Source organism: Paenibacillus sp. P46E, from assembly GCF_001909095.1.
In the GTDB taxonomy this organism is placed as follows: domain Bacteria; phylum Bacillota; class Bacilli; order Paenibacillales; family Paenibacillaceae; genus Paenibacillus_AQ; species Paenibacillus_AQ helianthi.
This window is the reverse complement of the sequence record NZ_LVYZ01000088.1, coordinates 91,578-112,577: the sequence shown is the minus strand read 5'-3', so window position 1 is coordinate 112,577 and position 21,000 is coordinate 91,578. Positions and strand designations below refer to the sequence as shown.

10 protein-coding genes are annotated in these 21,000 nt (G+C 48.7%); 1 reads left to right on the top strand and 9 read right to left on the bottom strand.

Annotated elements, in window-relative coordinates; genetic code table 11:
• Nucleotides 1-367: 367 nt before the first annotated feature.
• The 6 genes from A3849_RS29410 to A3849_RS29385 all read right to left on the bottom strand — a co-directional run bounded on the left by A3849_RS29410 (nt 368) and on the right by A3849_RS29385 (nt 16,178).
• On the bottom strand, nt 368-6,061 hold the full coding sequence (locus A3849_RS29410; RefSeq protein ID WP_256701078.1) for a HAMP domain-containing protein: 5,694 nt from the start codon (nt 6,059-6,061) through the stop codon (nt 368-370).
• 14 nt (nt 6,062-6,075) lie between these two features.
• Nucleotides 6,076-7,305: an ATP-binding protein gene (locus A3849_RS29405; protein WP_074114618.1), complete on the bottom strand. Its 1,230-nt coding sequence runs from the start codon at nt 7,303-7,305 to the stop codon at nt 6,076-6,078.
• A 164-nt stretch (nt 7,306-7,469) separates the two neighbouring features.
• Nucleotides 7,470-9,830 carry a beta-galactosidase gene (locus tag A3849_RS29400; RefSeq protein WP_074114617.1) on the bottom strand — a complete coding sequence of 787 codons (2,361 nt, stop codon included), beginning with the start codon at nt 9,828-9,830 and terminating at the stop codon, nt 7,470-7,472.
• Complete coding sequence (locus tag A3849_RS29395) at nt 9,830-10,819, bottom strand: hypothetical protein (protein ID WP_143191935.1); 990 nt, start codon at nt 10,817-10,819, stop codon at nt 9,830-9,832. Before A3849_RS29395 ends, A3849_RS29400 begins: the two co-directional genes overlap by 1 nt.
• 28 nt (nt 10,820-10,847) lie before the next feature.
• Nucleotides 10,848-12,800 (bottom strand): glycoside hydrolase family 2 protein, encoded by a 1,953-nt coding sequence (locus A3849_RS29390; RefSeq protein ID WP_074114615.1) that lies wholly within the window; start codon nt 12,798-12,800, stop codon nt 10,848-10,850.
• A gap of 33 nt (nt 12,801-12,833) precedes the next feature.
• Nucleotides 12,834-16,178, bottom strand: a complete 3,345-nt coding sequence (locus tag A3849_RS29385; protein ID WP_372237815.1) for a DUF5107 domain-containing protein — start codon at nt 16,176-16,178, stop codon at nt 12,834-12,836.
• A 111-nt stretch (nt 16,179-16,289) separates the two neighbouring features.
• Between A3849_RS29385 and A3849_RS29380 the strand changes: the two genes are divergently transcribed.
• Nucleotides 16,290-17,180 carry an AraC family transcriptional regulator gene (locus A3849_RS29380; protein ID WP_083613723.1) on the top strand — a complete coding sequence of 297 codons (891 nt, stop codon included), beginning with the start codon at nt 16,290-16,292 and terminating at the stop codon, nt 17,178-17,180.
• A 199-nt stretch (nt 17,181-17,379) separates the two neighbouring features.
• Here the strand turns inward: A3849_RS29380 and A3849_RS29375 are convergent, their stop codons facing one another.
• The 3 genes from A3849_RS29375 to A3849_RS29365 form a co-directional block, all read right to left on the bottom strand.
• Entirely contained in the window at nt 17,380-18,993 is a 1,614-nt protein-coding gene (locus A3849_RS29375) for an ABC transporter substrate-binding protein (RefSeq protein ID WP_074114613.1), read from the bottom strand.
• A 110-nt stretch (nt 18,994-19,103) separates the two neighbouring features.
• Entirely contained in the window at nt 19,104-20,042 is a 939-nt protein-coding gene (locus tag A3849_RS29370) for a carbohydrate ABC transporter permease (RefSeq protein ID WP_083613722.1), read from the bottom strand.
• Nucleotides 20,043-20,070: 28 nt separating this feature from the next.
• Entirely contained in the window at nt 20,071-20,997 is a 927-nt protein-coding gene (locus tag A3849_RS29365; protein ID WP_074114612.1) for an ABC transporter permease, read from the bottom strand.
• Nucleotides 20,998-21,000: the final 3 nt, after the last annotated feature.

The window sequence follows — 21,000 nt, the reverse complement described above, 5'->3', positions numbered from 1 at the left end:
CCACCAAACTAGCTTACATATCTCCTACGTAGAACAAACTCACCCTAACGTGCGAATCCATCATCTCATTGCAGCAGGTAACGGTAACGGCATTGCTCCCAAATCAAGGGTATTTGTACCTCTCATTCTGTCCGCTAGCCCATTTACAGTGAGATCAGAGGTATTTGTACCTCTCATTCAGTCCGCTAGCCCGTTTACGGCAAGATCAGAGGTATTTGTACCTCTCATTCTGTCCGCTAGCCCGTTTACAGTGAGATCAGAGGTATTTGTACCCCTCATTCTGTCCGCTAGCCCGTATAGCTGAAATGGAAACCTCTCTCCAAACGACCGCGAAGCCGCTTTACTTGATTCTAGAACTTAGAAGGGGTCACTTGTCTAACCATGTACGCATCATAGATAACAATTGCGCGCTGTTGACCGGTTTGGTGATGTAATCCGAACAGCCTGCTTCAAGGCACAGCTCCCGGTCTCCCTTCATGGCCTTCGCCGTGAGCGCAAGAATAGGAAGGTCCCTGAATTTCACGTTCTGCCGGATCGCGCGGGTCGTTTCGTAACCGTCCATTCCCGGCATCATAATATCCATGAGCACGATTTCGATGTCAGGTGTCTGTTCCAGAAGATGGATGGCATCCTGGCCGTTCTCTGCCGGAATCACTTTCATATGATGGCGTTCCAAAATGGAGGTAAGTGCAAAAATGTTCCGGATATCATCATCCACAACAAGCACTTTCTTATACTCAATCATTTCATCGGAATTATATAGTTTAACTAGCTTGTCCCTTAAACTGGACGGCAGCTCCTCCGCTTTGAGGTGCAAAAAGAGGGTCGTTTCGTCAATCAATTGGATATTCGACTTCACCTCTTTGAGAACCGCCATTTTAAAGAGCTCATCCCACTCCTTCTCCTCCTCTGCCGTCAACTTCTTGCTCAGGCGGGCTACGACGGGGACCCTTTTGTTTTTGGCGTTCTTGTACATATCACGGACTAAACGGATGAGATTCATATCCGGCAAGTTATTGTCCAGCACTACACAGTCGAAATCTTTGGTGTTGATCTGGTTCAAAGCTTTGCGGCCTGTGTCCACTGCCGTGAGCTTGAGATCCTGATTGCTTAGCAATTCGACGATTTGCTTGCGCTCTTGCTCATCATGAATGGCCACCAGCAGGTTACGGCCCTTATGGTCCGCAAATTGATTCAGACGATCAAGGGCATTCTCCAGTTCCTCGTTCGTCACCGGTTTACGGAAGTAATCGTGAACCCCCTTTTGCAGCAGGAGCAACTCATCTTCATCAACGGTCATGACGCAAATCGGAATATGCCGGACATCGATATCGTTCTTCAACTGCTCCAGAACGAGCCAACCATTGGAATCCCCGCCGAGGTGCAAGTCCAGCGTAATTGCGATCGGATGGTACTTATGAACGAGTTCGAGGGCATCATAGCCACTAGCCGAAATGACAGCTTTGATGCCTCTTTTGCGGAGAAGATCGAGAATGATTTCATTGAACTTCTGGTCATCCTCGATAATCAGGAATACACGGTCTCCCGGCTCAATATGATCCCGGTCATCCATCAAAGCAGCATCTTCCTCTGCTTTAACCAGGCTGCTTCTGCGTTTCGGCGGGGTGATATCGATCACCTCAGGAACATGTGCCTTTTTCGGCTCCAGCTCAGTGAATTCTGCTTCCGTTGGAAGGTACAGATTAAATACGCTCCCCTTGCCCACTTCACTATACAGAGTAATTTCACCGCCTAGCATTTCGGAAATCTCACGTGATATCGCAAGGCCCAAGCCTGTTCCGCCGTATTCCCGATTCGTACTGCCGTCGGCCTGCTGGAAAGCTTCGAAAATAATCTGCTGTTTTTCATGAGGGATGCCGATTCCTGTGTCGCTTACGGAGAAGCAAATGACCGTTTTGGCACGATTCAGCGATTCATTATCGAGGTGCCAGCCCTCGCCCGCTTTCCGGATCTGAAGCATAATCTGTCCCTGTTCCGTGAACTTAAAGGCATTTGAGAGCAGGTTTTTCAAAATTTGCTGAAGCCGTTTGAAGTCTGTCATTACACTACCCGGCACACCGGGTTCAACCTTGATCCGGTAGTCGAGCTTCTTCGCATCCACCATATGACGGAAGGTACGGTCCAGCCCGTCTGTCAGTTCCGCCAAAGATACTTCACTGTAATCTGGTGTTATAGTGCCGGATTCGATTTTGGACAGATCAAGAATATCATTAATAAGGTTAAGTAATTCGAGTCCGGAGTCCTGAATGGTCTTCGCGAACTTCACCTGAATCTCATGAAGATTGTCATCCGGGTTCTCGGCAAGCTGTTCTGCTAGCAGCAGTAAGGAATTCAGAGGGGTACGAAGTTCATGTGACATGTTGGCCAAAAATTCGGATTTGTACTTGGACGTGAGAGCAAGCTGTTCCGCTTTCTCCTCCAGGTAACGTTTGGCCACCTCAACCTCATGGTTTTTGCTCTCCACTTCTGCTTTCTGCAGCACGAGCAGCTTTGCTTTATCCTCCAGTTCATCATTCGTATTCCGCAGCTCCATCTGCTGCTTTTGGAGTTCTTCGGTGAGGGACTGCGATTGGATCAGCAGCTCCTCCGTACGCTGGTTCGCCTGCATAGTGTTAATCACAATTCCGATGGATTCCGTAAGCTGATCCAGGAATGCAATGTCGATATCGCTGTAGGGGCGAAAGGTTGCGAGTTCGAGAATTGCAAGTACCTGATCTTCAAAAATGATCGGCAGCAAAATGATGTTGAGTGGCGTTGCTTCTCCCAAAGCGGACGATATCACGACATAATCTCCTGGCACATTGGTAAGCAGAATCCGCTGCTTCTCGATTAGGCATTGGCCTACCAACCCTTGCCCGGCGCGGAATTCGTTCGCCAAATGTTTGCGGCTCTGGTAAGCATAGCTGGCAAACAGCTTCAGGACCGGTTCGCCATCGACGGGTTCATTGATATAGAAAACACCATGCTGCATAGACACGAGCGGAGCCAGCTCGGACAATATCATACGACTAACTGCATACAAATCCCTTTGTCCTTGAAGCAGACGTGAAAATTTGGCGAGGTTAGTCTTGAGCCAGTCCTGCTCTGTATTGATTCGGGTCGTTTCCTTCAGGTTCCGGATCATTTCGTTAATATTGTCTTTGAGCGTTGCGACTTCTCCGGATGCAGATACGTCAATAGCACGTGACAGATCACCATTCGTTACCGCGGTTGCAACGTTAGTGATGGCACGCACCTGAGTGGTAAGCGTACTCGCCATGTAGTTAACGTTATCGGTCAGGTCGCGCCAAGTACCGGCTGCTCCAGGCACACTTGCTTGTCCGCCCAGTTTCCCTTCGGCGCCTACCTCCCGGGCCACGGTGGTCACCTGGTCGGCGAAGGTCGCCAGTGTATCAATCATATTGTTGATTGTATCGGTCAGTTCGGCGATTTCTCCCTTGGCTTCCACGGTCAGTTTTTGTTTCAGGTTGCCGTTCGCAACCGCAGTTACGACCTTGGCGATTCCGCGTACCTGATCCGTCAGGTTGGTCGCCATAATGTTAACGTTATCGGTGAGGTCTTTCCAGATCCCGCCGACGCCGCGAACTTGGGCCTGTCCGCCCAGCTTTCCATCCGTACCAACCTCCCGGGCCACCCGTGTAACCTCGGAGGCGAATGAATTCAGTTGATCCACCATCGTATTGATTGTATTCTTCAATTCCAATAATTCGCCTTTTACGTCTACAGTAATTTTTTTGGACAGGTCTCCGTTCGCCACCGCCGTTGTAACGCCAGCAATGTTACGCATCTGAATAGTCAGGTTGCTGGCCATGTAGTTAACGGTATCGGTCAGATCTTTCCACGTACCGGAGACATCCTTTACTTCTGCTTGCGCACCAAGTTTACCATCGGTGCCAACCTCGCGTGCTACACGTGTAACCTCGGATGCAAAGGTCGAGAGCTGATCCACCATCGTGTTGATCGTATTCTTCAGTTCCAGGATTTCACCTTTTACATCGACGGTGATTTTCTTGGACAGGTCGCCCTTCGCCACCGCCGTCGTGACGTCCGCGATATTCCGCACCTGGTCGGTCAGATTCCGGGCCATATTATTAACGCCTTCGGTCAAGTCTTTCCAGGTCCCGCCGACTCCCTTAACCTGAGCTTGTCCGCCCAGTTTCCCATCCGTACCCACCTCACGCGCCACCCGCGTAACCTCGGAGGAGAACATCGAGAGCTGGTCCACCATCGTGTTGATCGTATTCTTCAGTTCCAGGATTTCTCCTTGCACATCTGCTGTGATTTTCTTGGACAGATCGCCGTTCGCCACTGCCGTTGTCACGACGGCGATATTGCGTACTTGGTTGGTCAAGTTCGAAGCCATATAGTTTACGCTCTCAGTCAAATCGCGCCAGGTTCCGGCAACACCTTTCACTTGGGCTTGTCCGCCCAGCATGCCCTCGGTTCCTACCTCCCGCGCCACCCGCGTAACCTCGGAAGCAAAGGTAGAGAGCTGCTCGACCATGGTGTTAATGGTATTTTTAAGCTCCAGAATTTCGCCCGTCGCATTCACCGTGATCTGCTTGGACAGGTCGCCTTTCGCCACCGCAGTGGTCACTTCAGCGATATTACGCACCTGATCGGTCAGTGTACCGGCCATAAAGTTAACGCTATCCGTTAGATCCTTCCATGTGCCGGATACCCCTTTAACATCTGCTTGACCGCCCAGAATTCCTTCTGTAGAAACCTCGCGCGCCACCCGTGTAACCTCAGAGGCGAAGTTGCTAAGCTGATCCACCATGATGTTAATGGTGCTTTTCAATTGGAGGATCTCTCCCTTCGCATCCACGGTGATCGTCTTCGATAAGTCGCCCTTAGCCACTGCGGTTGTCACTTCAGCGATGTTACGCACCTGGTTGGTCAGGTTAGACGCCATGTAGTTTACGCTTTCGGTCAAATCCCGCCAGGTCCCGGATACGCCCTTAACATCCGCCTGCCCGCCGAGTATCCCTTCCGTACCGACCTCGCGCGCCATCCGAGTTACCTCGGAAGCGAAGGTCGACAACTGATCCACCATGGTATTGATGGTGTTCTTAAGCTCCAGAATTTCACCTTGCACATCCGCGGTTATCTTCTTCGACAGGTCGCCATTTGCAACCGCTGTTGTAACCACCGCGATGTTGCGCACCTGGTTGGTCAGGTTGGACGCCATGTAGTTTACGCTTTCGGTCAAATCCCGCCAAGTCCCGGATACGTCTTTAACGTCAGCCTGCCCGCCGAGCTTACCCTCCGTACCGACTTCACGCGCCACACGGGTAACCTCCGAAGAGAACATGGAGAGCTGGTCCACCATGGTGTTGATCGTATTTTTCAGTTCGAGGATTTCTCCCCGTGCATTTACCGTGATTTGCTTCGACAGATCCCCATTAGCCACGGCCGTTGTGACTGCCGCGATATTACGCACTTGATCGGTGAGGTTCGTAGCCATGTAATTCACGCTATCCGTAAGATCTTTCCAGGTCCCCGAAACACCTTTAACGTCTGCCTGGCCGCCTAATATCCCTTCCGTACCGACCTCACGCGCCACACGCGTAACCTCGGAGGCAAAGGTGCTGAGCTGATTCACCATCATATTAATGTTGCTTGCCGTTCTCTGGAATTCCCCGGTGAGCGGTCTTCCTTCGATTTCCAGTTCCACCTTCTGGGACAGATCGCCTTTGGCCACGGCGTTAATCACCCGAACCATCTCGCTCGTCGGTTGAATCAAATCAATGACCAGCCCGTTGAGCGAATCGGTGATCGTTTCCCATGAACCACCCAGATTTTTCTGCACGAACCTTCTCGACAGATTGCCTTCTTTACCAACAACCTTAGCTACGGTCTGAACTTCATAGACTAGACCTTCCTGAATATCCATGATCTCATTAAACGTATCCGCTACCTTACCGGCTATACCCGTGCGATCATAAGGCATTCTATAGGTGAAATTACCTTTCTTCATTGCCATTAAGGCGTTGAGCAGTTCAGCGGCGTCAATTTGATCCTCGTTTTTTTCGTTCATTTGGTTTTGATCCTTCATATACGGTAGCCTGCCCCTTTTGCATCATATATTTTTGAATAGTACGGCTTGACTTCAATTGTAAAAATGAATGTTGCGCCAGGTCCATTTGACGGTTCAACCCATATCGTACCGCCCATTAGCTCGACGAGGGATTTGCTGATCGATAATCCAAGTCCCGTGCCTCCGAACTTCCTTGTGGTTGAGGCGTCGAGCTGGGAGAAGGGCTGAAACAGTTCATTTATTTTATCCGGAGGGATCCCGATCCCGGTATCTCTGATCATAAACTCAAGTGTAAGCGAACTCTCCGTCTCCGCGAGCTTGTTAACCATTATGTATACACTGCCTTCAGGCGTAAACTTAACTGCATTGCCTACAAGATTATTCAGCACCTGACGCAGGCGGTTCATATCCCCTTTTATGCTAGATGGCACTAACGGATCCACCATTAACATCATTTCCAGATCCCGTTCTCTCGTTTGAGCCGTAAACAAATCAATGGTTTCATTCAGGCAGTGCTGAAGGGAAAAGGGTGCCTCATCCAACTCTATCTTTCCGGATTCGATTTTGGAAAAATCGAGGATATGGTTTATGACAGAGAGCAGTGCATTGCCGCTTTTGTGGATAATCCCTGCCATCTCAGCGTATTCTTCCGGCAAATCACAGGCTTGAAGCAGATCTGACATGCCAATGATTCCATTCAGTGGAGTCCGGATTTCATGGCTCATCATGGCCAGAAATTCCGATTTCACGCGAGAGGCGATTTCCGCAGCTTCCTTTGCCTTACTGAGCGCCTGATTGGTTTTTTCCATCTGTCTGGTTTGTTTCTGCAACATTTCACTTTGTATCTGTAGGGTTTTGTTAGCTTCATACATGTTGACGTAACCGTCAATTTTGGATTTGAAAATTTGCGGAATAAGGGGTTTCGTCATATAATCCACTGCACCGACGGAATAGCTGGCAATAATGTGCTCCATTGTATTACTGGTAGCTGTCATAAAAATGATTGGCACGTATTTGTTTTTCTCCCGGGTACGGATGATGCTAGCCGTCTCAAATCCGTCCATATCCGGCATGTGCACATCCATGACAATAACAGCAAATTCCTCTTCCAATAAACACCGCAAAGCTTCCATCCCGGAATATGCGCGAACCAAACGATAGGGTTCTCCGCTGAGAATCGCCTCTATGGCCATCAGGTTTTCCGGGTGATCGTCTACGAGCAGGATGTTAACTGGAAAATTCATGACTCTCCTCACCCTCCATAATATGGAATTGATTCTCGTTTATATTTCAAAAACATAGGTTATATACCCTCATCTCTAAAGTGTGAAACTCTTGTTCAACCGGATATAGAAAAAGCAACTCGTCCGTAGACAAGTCGCTTTTCTAATGTTTCATGAAGAGAACTTCACTCAGGTCCAATCACAATCTCGTATACCGGTAATACGCGAACGGAAGTAATATTGGCAATCAGTTCTTTCGCCGTCTCGTTCCATCCTGCCATTGTTGTATTACTGTTAACAACAGTCCCTTTGCGGATCGGCGACACATAGAGGTACATCCCCTTCTCAAACAACTGCTCCTCAAAACGCTTCAAGCCAATTTCCCATGTAGTGTTGTTGCAGAAATTATCATTAATGAGGTCTCCGTCAATGAAGGCATAGCCGATATCCCCGGAATAATCAATTTGCAGCAAGGCTTCCTTGAGTCCGTCTAGTGATCCAGATGCGAATTCCAGAACAGCCCTTTCGTCCTTGACCTTCGTACATGTAAAGGTGATCCCTTTCTTGGGTGCAAGCAGCTTATAGGTTTTGAAAAGACCGTCCTCCGACGTTCCCTTCAGTTCTCCGCCCGTAACCGAACCGAGCGAGTCCGGGAAATCAGGGAATACACTTAGAGTGACATCCTCTTGATCCGTTGATTCGAGCTTGATCTTATTCGCTGATACCAGCAAATTGGCATCCGTAAACAATACACGCTGCTTGCCGCGGATATCCGCCTTCCAGAATCCGAGGCTCTGTTTGCTGGTCATGGTATAGATCACGACTTTCTTGCCTTCTGCGGAAACAAGACGTACTATACTCGACACCCGCTCTTCTACTTCAACGATCGTCATATTCTCATACTGCTTTGTATGTCCGCCATCGGTTTCAATGCTTGTCACATCGTCCGTTTTTATTGCATAAGTACCCTTCATGCCTTCCGGCATGAAGAAGAAGTAATACACCTCATTCACTACGTCCAGCTTCGTGATGAGCTGCGCGGTTGCATATTTCAGCGTGATTCCGGCAAGATCAAAATTATACGGCAAAATCGCAAAACTCTCTTTGCCAAGAGTTAACTCCCCTTGACTTGGAATGGTTATCGTCTCACCGGGAAGCTCGATGCTGACGTTCATGTCCTGCAAATCATGATTATCCACATGATCCTGGAAATTGTTCAAGAACAGGAAGCCGGAGCCCTCATGTGAACGGACTGCATATCGCAAGGTGTCCACCTCATAAGGATCATTCTCCGAGGTGTCGCCCGGCAATATCGTCATAGTCAAAGCGAATTGCTGCTGGAACTCCGTGAACAAATAATGCTGCAGCTTCGTCCGCTTATACGATTCCCGTACCTGCCCGAATTCTCCGATCATCGCGTTAAAGTCATAGGAAATCTTTGGCGTCGCCAGATCGTTCGTGAACAGATTAACCTTGCCTTTCGGATTGGTTCCGCCATGGTACATATAGTATCCGAGCATATTGCAGCCCTCCGCTGTCTTCATGACGGACATGGCCGGAACGCTATTATAAGGAAACTCAAACCGGTATTTATAGAATTGGACCATCCCGCCGCCCATTTCACAGCATGCATAAGGATAATCTTCGGGGTTGTAGAATGGCTCGAAATTATAGCTTTTGGGGATGGCATTATTATGTTTATCCCGGAAAATATATTCTGGTGTCGCCGGATGTTCCTTCACGTCCGCGAAGCGGCCCTCTTCATAGTAAATCCATGGCCAATAGGCATAGCCGCCCCATAAAGGGAGCATATCCGGTACCGGCGTCGTAGCACCACCCCACCCTGTACATGTATAGATAGGCGTAACTATTCCTGCCTGGATCGCCATTTCCTTCAGCAGCAGCATATGTGCGTTGCCGTCATTGCCGCCGTTAAGCCACATATTGTTAACACCGACCGTCAGTCCCCACTGTGCCGAGGAATGGTTATGCTCATTTTCGATTTGTGTGCCGATGATCGGCCCCCCCTCCTGGTACAGCAGTCCCTGCACCTGTAAGCCGATTTCTGCATACAGCCTCCGCACATACGCCAGATAACCTTCATCATTGGAGCGGACCTCAAACGGACGGCCGAACATCCACTCCGGCATCCCGCCGTTGCGGATTTCCCCATGACAGAAGGGGCCAATGCGTATCATGACATACAGACCATGCTGGTCACAGAGCTGAATGAATTTGCGTAAATCTTTATTTCCTTCCCATTCAAACACGCCTTCAACTTCCTCATGCAGATTCCAAAAAATATAGGTAGTGACAATGTTGACGCCACCCATTTTCATTTTTATAATTTCATCTTCCCAGTAGCGTTCATCATAACGGGAAAAATGGAATTCTCCGCAAATGCCGAAAAAAGGTTCATCATTCTTTTCCATATAATAGTTCGTAAAGCTAATCCGTTCACCCGTAGGGTTGACGCCGCCAAGCTTGATATGACCTGAAAAGATATTTTTGGTGTCTCCGCTTACAGCGATGCGATAGTTCTTCATTAAGGCCGCCCTCTCTTTAGTCCATTTCCTAAATTGTTAATTCCAGCGCCTAGGGACAGCTCCACATGCCATGAAAAGGATGATTGTGCCGGTATCATTCGTGCTGTCCCATTGGCCACAGCCATTTCTAATGAATCGTAATAGCCGATACTAGGCTCGAGTGCACAAGTGGCCCGGTCGTTAAACATGCCTTCATCCACCCAAACGCCTAGATAGGGAACCTTATCCTCTGGAACAGTCAAGATTAAGAAGTTCCCGCTTGTTTCACCGTACAGCCCCGAGCGGCCTTCCGGAACTATACCAGGATAATAAAATTTTCTGCCATCCCCGGTTACTTCAGGAGAAATCAGTGATACATCATCCCATGTATATGTCTTACCATTCTTCAGCGTATGGCCTTCGTACACACACAGCATTTCCTCCATGGACTCAGGGAGAAGAATGCGGGTCGGTTCTGTAATCGCGAATTGAGGATGGGGCACCCACAAAAAGGGGATAGGCTGGTCGCTCCTATTGTCAGCGCGGTAATCCAGACTTATCCGATCTGCCGAAGAGAATGCGACTTCTCTCGAGAACTGATACGGAAGCTGCGGACTCCGAACCGAGCTGATCATTGAATTCTCTCCGATCCTGTAGTCCCATGAAAGGGACCACAGCTCGCCATGGTCTGGAAGGCTGATGGCCTTGTCTATTCCCGATGGGCAGCTATTAATCGTCGGAAAACATTCATCCCAGCCGCTCATATCCCAGCCGGAAAAGGAAGAACCGTACTCCGGCTGCCGCATAGGGCGATAACCGGAGTCCAGCATCCATTCCTTACCTGTAGGCTTATATAGGATAGAAACCAGTTTTCCGCCGATTTCCGGTACGGTTTCCAGACGGATCTGTTCACTTTCCAATATGATAGACGTGAAGTTCTTATAGGTTCCCTTCGTTATGCTGACTGTACAAGCTTGCATCACAAAATCATGCGGTACTGCGTCCCTCAACATTCTCACCCCTTGAACATAGCGGTATTTATTTATTCATTTCCTGTTCGAGTACACTAAACCCATTAGGACGATAGATGGTGAGCATCTGCTTCTGTACAGGATTTACTGGTACAGTAATGTTCATTGTCAGGAGGTTTCCGGGATGCATATCGGGAATTACTTGTCTGACTAACTCTTCTCCTGCCGAAGACACTGTTAGGTAATAGTCCTTCACGGCATAGCTGGGAATATCATTCCGGCATTTCAATGTCACCTCGAACCCACCTTCACGCCACACTACCTCATCTGCCAGTAAAAGTGGGGAAGATAACTCACGTAAGGCAGCAAAAGAAGGCTTCACCCGGTTATGAATATCCAAAGACCCATGAATCCGCTGCTTCCATTTGCCATCGCCGTCTTCTCCCATTTGCGTGCGGTAATCATTTAAACTGAAGAAGATTAATGCTGCAAACTGAGGATATTGGCGGTAAATTTCTGTTTTGTGTAAAAGGATCTCCGTTCTTCTAGCGTCTCCACCATCAAAAGCCGGCTCGCAGAGCCCGTATTCGGCCACAACGACCGGCTTATCCTGATAATCGGTAATCATCTGCCTGATCACCTCATGTTCGTCCAAATCACCATGCCAGGTTCCGATATAATCATTCCACATAAGCAGATCCCCGGCACCGGTAGCGTCGTTGCCAGGCTGAAAGTGAATCGTGTTGCTTACATAGTTAATCAGCCGCTGTGAATCCAGTTCCCGAATCTCCTGCTTCAGCTGCTCCATGTACGATCGTGTAACCTCCGATTGGCCATTCAGCTCATTGCCCATGCCCCAGGCCAAAATACACGGGTGGTGGGAATGAGCCGTGATCATCTCCTTCGCCTGTGACAAGGCTAGCGCGAATGTATGTTGATCCGGTTCATCAGGCTGCTGCCAATGCGGAATTTCTTCCTGCACCAGGATTCCGTTACGGTCACACCAGTCCAATAATTCGCTGCCCTGCTGCCAGTGGAAACGTGTAATGACACAATTGGCTTCCTTCAACCTCTCAAGCATAGCAATAAGCTCATCCTGCTTCTCAGCCATTCCGCTCAACGGGCTGGAACCCGGCATCCATTCTACTCCCATCAGGCGGACAGGCTCACGATTTAACCAGAGCTCATGTCCTTTAACAAGAATCTCCCGAAACCCAAAGGTCACAGCCACATGGTCTTCAATCTGCTCACCTTCCCGGAGGGTGAGTTGAAGCTGATACAAATGCGGATGATCAAAGTGCCATATATCTACCGAATTTATATGAACATCTGTAAGCTGCCAGATTAACGTTTCTGGAGGTAATGACCGCACTCCATGCCATATTCTTAGGTCATCCTTAAATATGCCGATTTCCACTGTCGCAGTAGAAGAAGGTGCACACAGAATTACGTCTGCAGACAGCTTTCCATTAGCCCAATTGTCAGCTTGTCCGAACTGAACCTCCGGGCTGACTTTAATGTGCTTAACGGCCGTTTGCCCGGTTACTATAAGTTTTACGGGCCGGATGATACCTCCGTCGTCTGCCCAGTCAAAGCTGGTTCCTTTCGGAAGCGCCTCATCACTAGGCGAATTATCCGCCTTCACCGTAATCCGGTTCTCTGCGCCGTACTGGATATTTGCTGTCAGGTCTATTGAAAATGCGGTATAACCTGAATTGAAGTGCAAACCGGCTTGATGACCGTTAATCCAGATCAACGCATCACGGTATACCGCTTCGAACTGTATACGGATCCTGCTGCCGTGCCAATCCTCCGGAATATGAAGACTGTACTCATACCACCCGGCACCCCGGTATTCCTCCAGACCTTCCTGCACATTCCATGTATGCGGAACAGTAACCTTCATGGGAGAGGGCAAGCCTGCTGCCTGCCACTCTTCCTGTTCTCCCACCTTTGCAGCATCCGGTTGAAACAGCCAGCCTTCGTTCATATTTACAATGTGACGCCCTTTAATTGACAAGGTATCAAGTCCTCCTCCATTTATGAGTTCAGCCTAAATCACCGTGCTACTGTTTAATCGTCTATGCACCATAGCCCCCTGGTGATTAGGTTCCAGTTCCAGAACTAATTCAAGTTCGACTCCCGCTTCTTCATTACGGCCAAGTCCCAGAAGTCCGAGCCCTCTCATATACCGGCAGTGAACTTCATTCCTTACGTTCAAATCATCCTCGAACACCAGGAAGTCCGGCAGGGAAACAGCGAAATAATCAAAATCCACATCGTCGAAAAGATGCTTCTCAGCGTAATCGATCAGCTTATTGAAGCGGCGCTTGGCCTCCTGCTCATTACCCAGCTCCAGCCAAGCCATTCCCTGATAGAAAATCATATCCGGCGGCTGGTCGTTGTAATACATCGCGCTGGCAGGCTCCTCTAGTCCCCGGGAAGCAATGCTGATGCATTCCTGAGCCAGTTCAGTCTCTTTTAAACCTGAATGGGCCAGTCCAAGATAGTAATAGACATTGTTCTCTTGTGCGCCCGACAGCTTGCCTTCCCCGAGATTTTCCGGATAAATCAGTGCCTGCCGTAAGTACTGCACGGCCTCTTCATAGCGGTTGTCAGCCAAAGCCTGCTTGGCCAGTTCAACATGGGCAAAAACATGCTGTCCTGTGACTTTACCCTCACCGCCTTCCCAAGGATGGAAATTCCGTACTTGCAGTGCATGGACTGCCTTCTCATGAAAACCCTGCGCATTCAAAAGCGTGATGTATTCCACGTAAAGATCGTCTCGTTTATTCACTAAAGCCAGATGTTGCTCCAGTCGGGTACAACGGTTCTCCGCCGTGTAGCCAAGCTTCTTATACAATTGATCCAGCTCATACAATACGCGTGCATCATCCGGCTTACAGGCAAAAGCCTTCTCCATAGAGCTAAGCGCCGATGCCGTGTCCCCTTTTTTGTTGAAATAGGCGAGTGCAAGATTGCGATGGACCGTCGCGAAATCGTTTCGTATGGAACGAGAAGCTTCCCAATGGGTGATCGCAACTTCGTGTCTTCTTTTATCATACAACCAGTTTCCCAGATAATAATGGGCTTTATCATCCTCAGCATCAGCGGAAATGGCACTTGTCAGTACTTGCAGATCGAATAAATTGTTCGGAAAACAGTAATCTGGTGCTGACACGTTCCCAGCCTTTCTGTAAACCCGGGCAAGCTCGAAATGTCCGGCTTTCTCGTGCAGGTAGCCAAGCGCATAATGAAGCATCGGGTACACCTTGGAATCCTGACCGGATACGATCCGCTCAATCACTTCAATAGCTTCCTCCAGTAATCCGCAATGGTCATAATCAGCAGCCAGATTCAAATAATTATGGGCATCTCCACGCATAAGCCGCAGAAGATCAGCCTTCGCTTCATAGGCTTTCGCGTGCTCACCTTGACTTGTAAGTGCCAGGTAACATTCATTGGCTGAACCAAAATCAGCGATATCAAGGGCAAGTGTCTCCTCCGAGAAGAGGAGCGCTGTCTCCAGTTGACCCAGTTTGCGAAGAAGTACTGCTTTCAGGTGACGTGCCTTGTAATTTCGGGAATTGCGGATGAGCGAACGGTTGACCAGCTCCAGCGCTTCTCCGAAATCCCCCTTCTCACAGGCAATTTGCGCAAGCGTGAAGAATCCGGCATCCTGCCAAGCCGCAGACCAAGTCGATTTGTACAGTGCTGCAAAAGCTTCTTCCAAGCGGCCTTGCCCTTTCAGAGCAAGTCCTAATTGATATAGAGCTTCACTGTCGTATGGATTCGGATTCCGCCAGGTAAGTGATTTCACTGCGGTCCGGAAGTGTCCTTCTGCTTCAGTGTACTGCCCGCGGCGCAGCAGGATTGTACCATAAGCCACGTTGATGCGGATATCGCTTGGATCGCGCCTTAAGCCCTCCAGATAATAATTTTCCGGTTCGAATGTTGCATGGCGGTATTGCTCCAGATGCAGTCCGGCCAGATAGAGCTGCTCATTCGTTCTCAGCTCTTCAGGAGCAGGCAGCGGCTTAGCAGCATCCGGCACTTGCTCGATAGATAGCTTTGCAGGCTGATATGCAATGAGCAAGGTGCCATTTGCATCCCTGACAGTCAGCTTCAAGTCATGAGGCAGATCCTGCTCATCCAGCGGAATGACAGACTTGAAGGTCTGTTCCGGCGACAAATCAGTGATTTCCTGTAAATAGATTCGGCGGGTACCCCGGAGTTCAATGACTGCGCCTTCAAAATGGGAGGTTGCATAAGCAAGCACGGTAACTTCACGTGTTTGCTCATCAACTTCCAGATTAACGGCGGCATCGACCGATGCATTTTTGACAACACCGATATTTTTATAGGGCATGAAATATTGTGTGAACGATTTCTCTTCATAGGGCTGGAGCCACGTAAAATCCGGCTGATTGTCTGTGTAGACCCCGGTCATGAGCTCAATATAAGGCCCGTCTTCATCCGTAAGATTCCGGTCCCATGCCTGCCCGAATTCACCGTTCCCCCAAGTCCATTGCTTCTTCCCCGGCGAAACATGATGGTTTGCTACATGCAGCAAGCCTGCCTGAACCCCATGATCATATCCGCCGACGAAGTTATAGTCCGACTTATAGGCCATGTATGAAGTAGGGACGGGGATGTTTTTGTAACGTGAAATATCAACGCCCGCAGAGTAATCCATTTTGTAATAAGTACCTGTTGCGATTGGAAATCGGGAGACATCACGTTTACCATGGTCGAAGACAGCCGTTACATCCGGCGGAAAGACGGATTGTGTGTGATCGTTAACGGCAACTGCAGGATTAGCCCACCACAGGAAGGTTTGCGGTTCAGGTGTCCGGTTATAGAGTTGAGCAGAAATCTCCAGATATGCTTTGCCCGGGTACAGGGTGAAACCGGCGGTTACTTTGGTTCCATACATACGGTCGATTTCACTTACCCATACAGTAGCGCTTCCATCTTGATTGGTGGCTAGTTTATACTCTACGGGACCATACGTATTCGGACGGTGATGCTGCGGCCAGTTGAACTCAATGCCACCTGAAATCCATGGACCTGTCAAACCAACCAACGCTGGTTTAATAACCCGGTTATAATACACGAAATCGTAGTTATTCGTTTTGTCCAGCGCCCGGTAAATACGTCCGCCAAGTTCAGGCATGATCTCGATGCGGATATATTCATTCTCCAGGATAACCATCTGATACGGCTGGAGTATCTTCTCATCTTCAATTTTATCGATGACCGGATGCGGATAGACTTTACCGGAGCTTCCCTGATACACACGCTTCTCCAGGAACATCGGGTTCAGGTCAGGCTCCCCGATCCCATAAGTGGGTATAGAGATCTCTTCTTCCCATATGTGTACTACTTCACTCAACATCATCACTCCCTAAACTTAATATCTATACTGTACCTTGGCCGAAGGCATCCAACAATTGACAAAACACTTAATATAATGGACTATATTCTTATTCACGAGGGAGGCTCGCTAATGGAAATGACCCGAAAGCCGGAAGGCTTTGAAGCAGAGAAATTATTCATTCTTCCTGAATATATGCAGACGGAATTATCCCGCTCCGAGCTGACGCGCGATTTATTCGTAAGCGATATAGGATTCTTCCCCCATGCTAAGCACCACTACCGGGAACGCCCAGAGGGAAGCAGCTCCCATATTTTCATCTTTTGCTCTGAGGGAGAAGGCTGGATCGAAACCGGGCATAGCCAAGCCATTACCCTGCACCCCAATCACCTGGCCGTCATACCCGCTGCAACACCTCACCGGTATGGGGCATCTGCCCATGCACCCTGGAGCATTTACTGGTTTCATCTTCAAGGCGACCATGCAGCAGCATTTATACGAATGTACGCGATGAATGCAGGACCCGTTCATCTCCCGGCCTTTGCACAGTCCGAGTTCAAAGATGTCTTCAATAAATGTTATGTCCTGCTGTCAGATAAGACTTATTCCCTTCCGATCCACACGCATGTGTCCCAGTCGATCCGCCAGTTAATCAGCAGCATCGGTATCAGCGCCGGAGGTACAGCCAAGGACAAAAAAAGAGAGCAATATCTGGAAACCTCCATCCGGTACATGACTGACCGTTTGGAGGAATCGATCCGGCTGCCTGACTTGGCCAAGCATACCGGCTTATCTCAGCAGCATTTAATTTTATTATTTAACGAAGAAACGGGCATCCCGCCAATCGAATACTTTCTGCGTCTGAAAATTCAAAAAGCAACCCAACTGCTCAGTTTAACAGGATTATCTATTAAGGAAGTTGCCGCAAGCATCGGCATTGCAGATCCTTATTACTTCTCCAGATTATTTAAGAAAATGACCGGCTCGTCCCCCAGTACTTACCGGAGCATTCCGAAAGGATAAAGGGTCAAATAACCATGGTATAACAAAACATCTGACCCCGTTTTAGGAGTCAGATGTTTTGCATCACCTCAATGAAGCTTCAGCCCCCGGTGAAAAAGTCAAAGTTGCGGCTTCACTGCCGTACTATTGGTTTGCCGGCCAGGCCAATTTGATTCCCAGCCCAACTAAGGGAAGAGCCTCTTGTCCACTGGCTATACACTTACTTCCTTTTGCTGGCCATAAACTCCGTAGCCTGTTTCTCAACCTCGCCCTTTACCTTGTCGATGCCGGCCGCTTTCAGCTTTTTATCCAGCGTGTCGAAGGCATCATCCACATTTTTGACCGCACCGATAAAGATCGGCTGGGCGTATTGGGTGGAGACATTTTTGATATTGGCGATCTCGGTCTTGATGTTCTCGGAGTTGAACGTGAAGCCCAGATATGGAATAGGCACCAGGTAATCCTTAATCTTGCTTTGAAGCTCAATATAGCTGTCAGTCCATGTGGACATCGGTTTGAACAGGTCCTTGTTGACGAACCAGAAACCGGCGGCATCCGGCGGATAGGTGTTAGATTCGTTCGTTACACCTTCCGGCAGTCCGATTTTGTCGTCACTCGTAATGACGTAGTTTTTGCCTTCAATGCCGAAGTAGGCGAGATATACATAGGATGGATCTTCCATCAGCAGATCTAGTGCTTCGAGCGTGCGTTCCGGATTCTTCGAACCCGCTGCAATGGCAACCCCGTTATTAATCCAGCTCGTTTGTGCCGACTTGCCGGACGGATACAGCATCGGCTTCAGGTACACATCGATGCCCTTTTCTTTGGCGCTGGTCATGACGGATGCCACGTCAATGGAGTTGCCAAAAGCGACTCCTGTTTTCCCGTTCACAAAGTTATCTTTGGAGCGTACTTTGTTGGCGTACGGGTTCTTATTAATGTACCCTTTGTCGTACCAGTCCTTCATGATACCCGCCGCGAATTTCTGCGCGCTCAGGAACGGTTCCTCCATCATGCTGACAATTTTGCCTGTCGGATCATCATTATCGTATACAATCCCTTCAGCCACAGGATCCCCTGAATCGACAGGTGCTCCCGGCCAGCCGATTTTTTCGTTCATCAGATGCTGATAAGGGGTCGGCAGATCGTACTGGGATTCCAGATTTAACGGAATCATATCCGGATAGCTCTTTTTCACTTCCGCCAGATAAGGCTCGATTTCTGACAGCTTTGTAATTTCCGTCAGCCCGGCCTTCTCCATAATATCTTTGCGGAACATCGCCACGTTGACCTTACGGTCCGGTGTCGACGTCGGAACCATGAACATTTTTCCGTCCACTTTGGCCGCATCCAGAGCGGCTTGCGGCAGCTTTGCCATATGATTCGGCATATGGGTCTTCAGCATGTCTTCATTCAGATCCAGGAATGCACCTTTGGAAGCTTCAGACACATAGTAGTTCCAATCTGCGGCGAATACGAAATCGACATCCTCGCCGGAGGCCAGCAGCAGCGGATATTTGGAGGCTACATCGCCCCACCCGATATAGTTGAGTTCCAGTGTGGCGTTAATGTCTTTTTTTAGCTTCTCATTAATCGCGGCCAGCACTTCAGGCATCCCTTTGGGTGCGCTTCCAAGCAAATATCCGACAATCTTCACTTCCTTTGAATGATCGATCTTGCTACTGTTGTCCGCACCTGCGGTTTGTGCAGGAGTGTTCAACTCTTTCGGGTCATTATTCGCGGCGTTATTTCCGGAGGAACAGGCGGACAGGGACAACGCAGCCGTCAAGACCAGCGATGCCGATATCAGAGATGCTTTTTTCAGACGTTTCAAAATGTACTACCTCCCCTTTAAATTTAATCTATGAATTCTTATATAAATCCCTTATATAGATTGAACTTAACGTTCTTCAATCTCTATAGAGGAAATTTACCAGAAGCATCTTACCCTTTCACCGATCCGATCGTCACGCCTTTCACAAAATACTTCTGCACGAATGGAAACACAATGGCTATCGGTACCGTTGTAATGACGGTGAGCGCCAGCTTGAACGTTTCTTTCGGGCTGTTATCGCTAACATGCTGGGCGAAAGTGGATGACAGATTGATCGACGAGAGCATTTTATACAGCAGATATTGCAGGGTGACATATTGCTCCTTATCTGTAAACATCATGGCCGTCCACCAGTCATTCCAGTAAGCGAGCGCGGTGAACAGTCCAATGGAAGCAAGCGCTGGCTTGCTGAGCGGAAGCACCATCTGGAAGAATATTCGGAAATCGCCCGCCCCATCGATCTTTGCCGACTCCACAAGCGGCTCTGGTATACTGCCCTTAATAAAGCTCCTCAGGATAAGTACATACATGACATTGAACATAGGAACGAGAACCAGTACCAGGTACGTGTTTTTCAAATGAAGGTTATTACTGAGAAATAAATAATAGGGTGCCAGGCCGCCGTTGAAGAGGGTGGTAAAGTACAGGAAAAAAGCGAGTCCATTGCGGTACTTAACCTCTTTCCGGTACAGGACGTACGCCGCCATCGTTGAAATGAACAGCGAGACTGCGGTACCGATTACTGTTATCAATACAGAGTTTTTGAACGCATTCAGCACATCCTGGGGGTAGCGGAAAATAAAATGGTACGCCTCAAGAGAAAAGACACGCGGCCAGAACCAATACCCGTCCTTAAGCACCGAATCTTCGGATGAGAACGATCCTGCCAGCATGACGATAAAAGGGATCAGGCAAAAAATCGCAATCAGACTGACAAGTGTGTAAGACACCGTCTGAAACAGGACATCTTGCTTGGCTTTATTTATTTTCACAGATTTGCGGCTAAGCTTCGGAGCCGGTCTGTCCAATGAATGGACATTCGATTTCATCGGGATCACTCACTTTCAATATTTGCTCCTAGAATAGGGCTTGATCAGGATCATAACGCTTGACCAGATGGTTGGCGGTCAGAATGATGACGAGCGTCAGAACCGATTGGTAGAAGCCTACGGAGGACGCCATCCCGAAGTCCAGTGAGCCCAACAGTGAGCGGAATACGAGCGTGTCGATAATGTCGGTAGAATCCATCAAAGCCCCATTGTTGCCGATCAGCTGATAGAACATATCGAACTCCCCGCGCATGATCCGTCCTAGTCCAAGCAGCAGCAGAATGATCATCGTAGGCTTTAGCAGCGGCAGTGTAATTCTAATAATCTTCTGAATCCGGGTTGCACCATCGATGGTTGCCGCTTCATAAATCTCCTGATCGATGCCGACTATCGCCGCCAGATACAGCACACTGCCGAAGCCTACCCATTTCCAAACGTACAGCAGAGGAAGCAGTAAGTACCAGTAGGAACCGTTCGAATAAATATCGATGGCCTCCAGATGAAAATGCTGCAGTAGCTTATTGACGATTCCGTATTCGTAATTCAGAAAATTGTATACAAAAGCGGATACGGTTACCCATGAAATGAAATAAGGAAGGAACATAAATGTCTGTGATGCCCGTTTAAACCATTTGGTCGTAATTTCAGAAACCAATAAGGCCGCGAGAATGGAAAACAATGTATAGGCCCCTAGAAAGACCACATTATAGATGATCGTATTTCTCGTGACCAGCCAGGCTTTTCCGGAAGCGAAGAAATACTGGAAGTTGTCCAGTCCGATCCACGGGCTCATAAAAATCCCGTCCTTGTAATTGAATTCCTTAAAGGCCATCACAATACCAGCCATCGGTATATAGGCGAAAATAATAAAATAGATCGCTATAGGCAAAAACATCACATACAGCGGCCATTTGGCGCGAAGCTCCCGAATCACGCTCAAGTCAATCTCCTCCATCCT

Bases quoted from the DNA above. Each gene is read 5' to 3' on its own strand.
- A3849_RS29410 (WP_256701078.1), bottom strand. From the start codon at position 6,061: ATGAACGAAAAAAACGAGGATCAAATTGACGCCGCTGAACTGCTCAAC.
- A3849_RS29405 (WP_074114618.1), bottom strand. From the start codon at position 7,305: ATGAATTTTCCAGTTAACATCCTGCTCGTAGACGATCACCCGGAAAAC.
- A3849_RS29400 (WP_074114617.1), bottom strand. From the start codon at position 9,830: ATGAAGAACTATCGCATCGCTGTAAGCGGAGACACCAAAAATATCTTT.
- A3849_RS29385 (WP_372237815.1), bottom strand. From the start codon at position 16,178: ATGTTGAGTGAAGTAGTACACATATGGGAAGAAGAGATCTCTATACCC.
- A3849_RS29380 (WP_083613723.1), top strand. From the start codon at position 16,290: ATGGAAATGACCCGAAAGCCGGAAGGCTTTGAAGCAGAGAAATTATTC.
- A3849_RS29370 (WP_083613722.1), bottom strand. From the start codon at position 20,042: ATGAAATCGAATGTCCATTCATTGGACAGACCGGCTCCGAAGCTTAGC.
- A3849_RS29365 (WP_074114612.1), bottom strand. From the start codon at position 20,997: ATGGAGGAGATTGACTTGAGCGTGATTCGGGAGCTTCGCGCCAAATGG.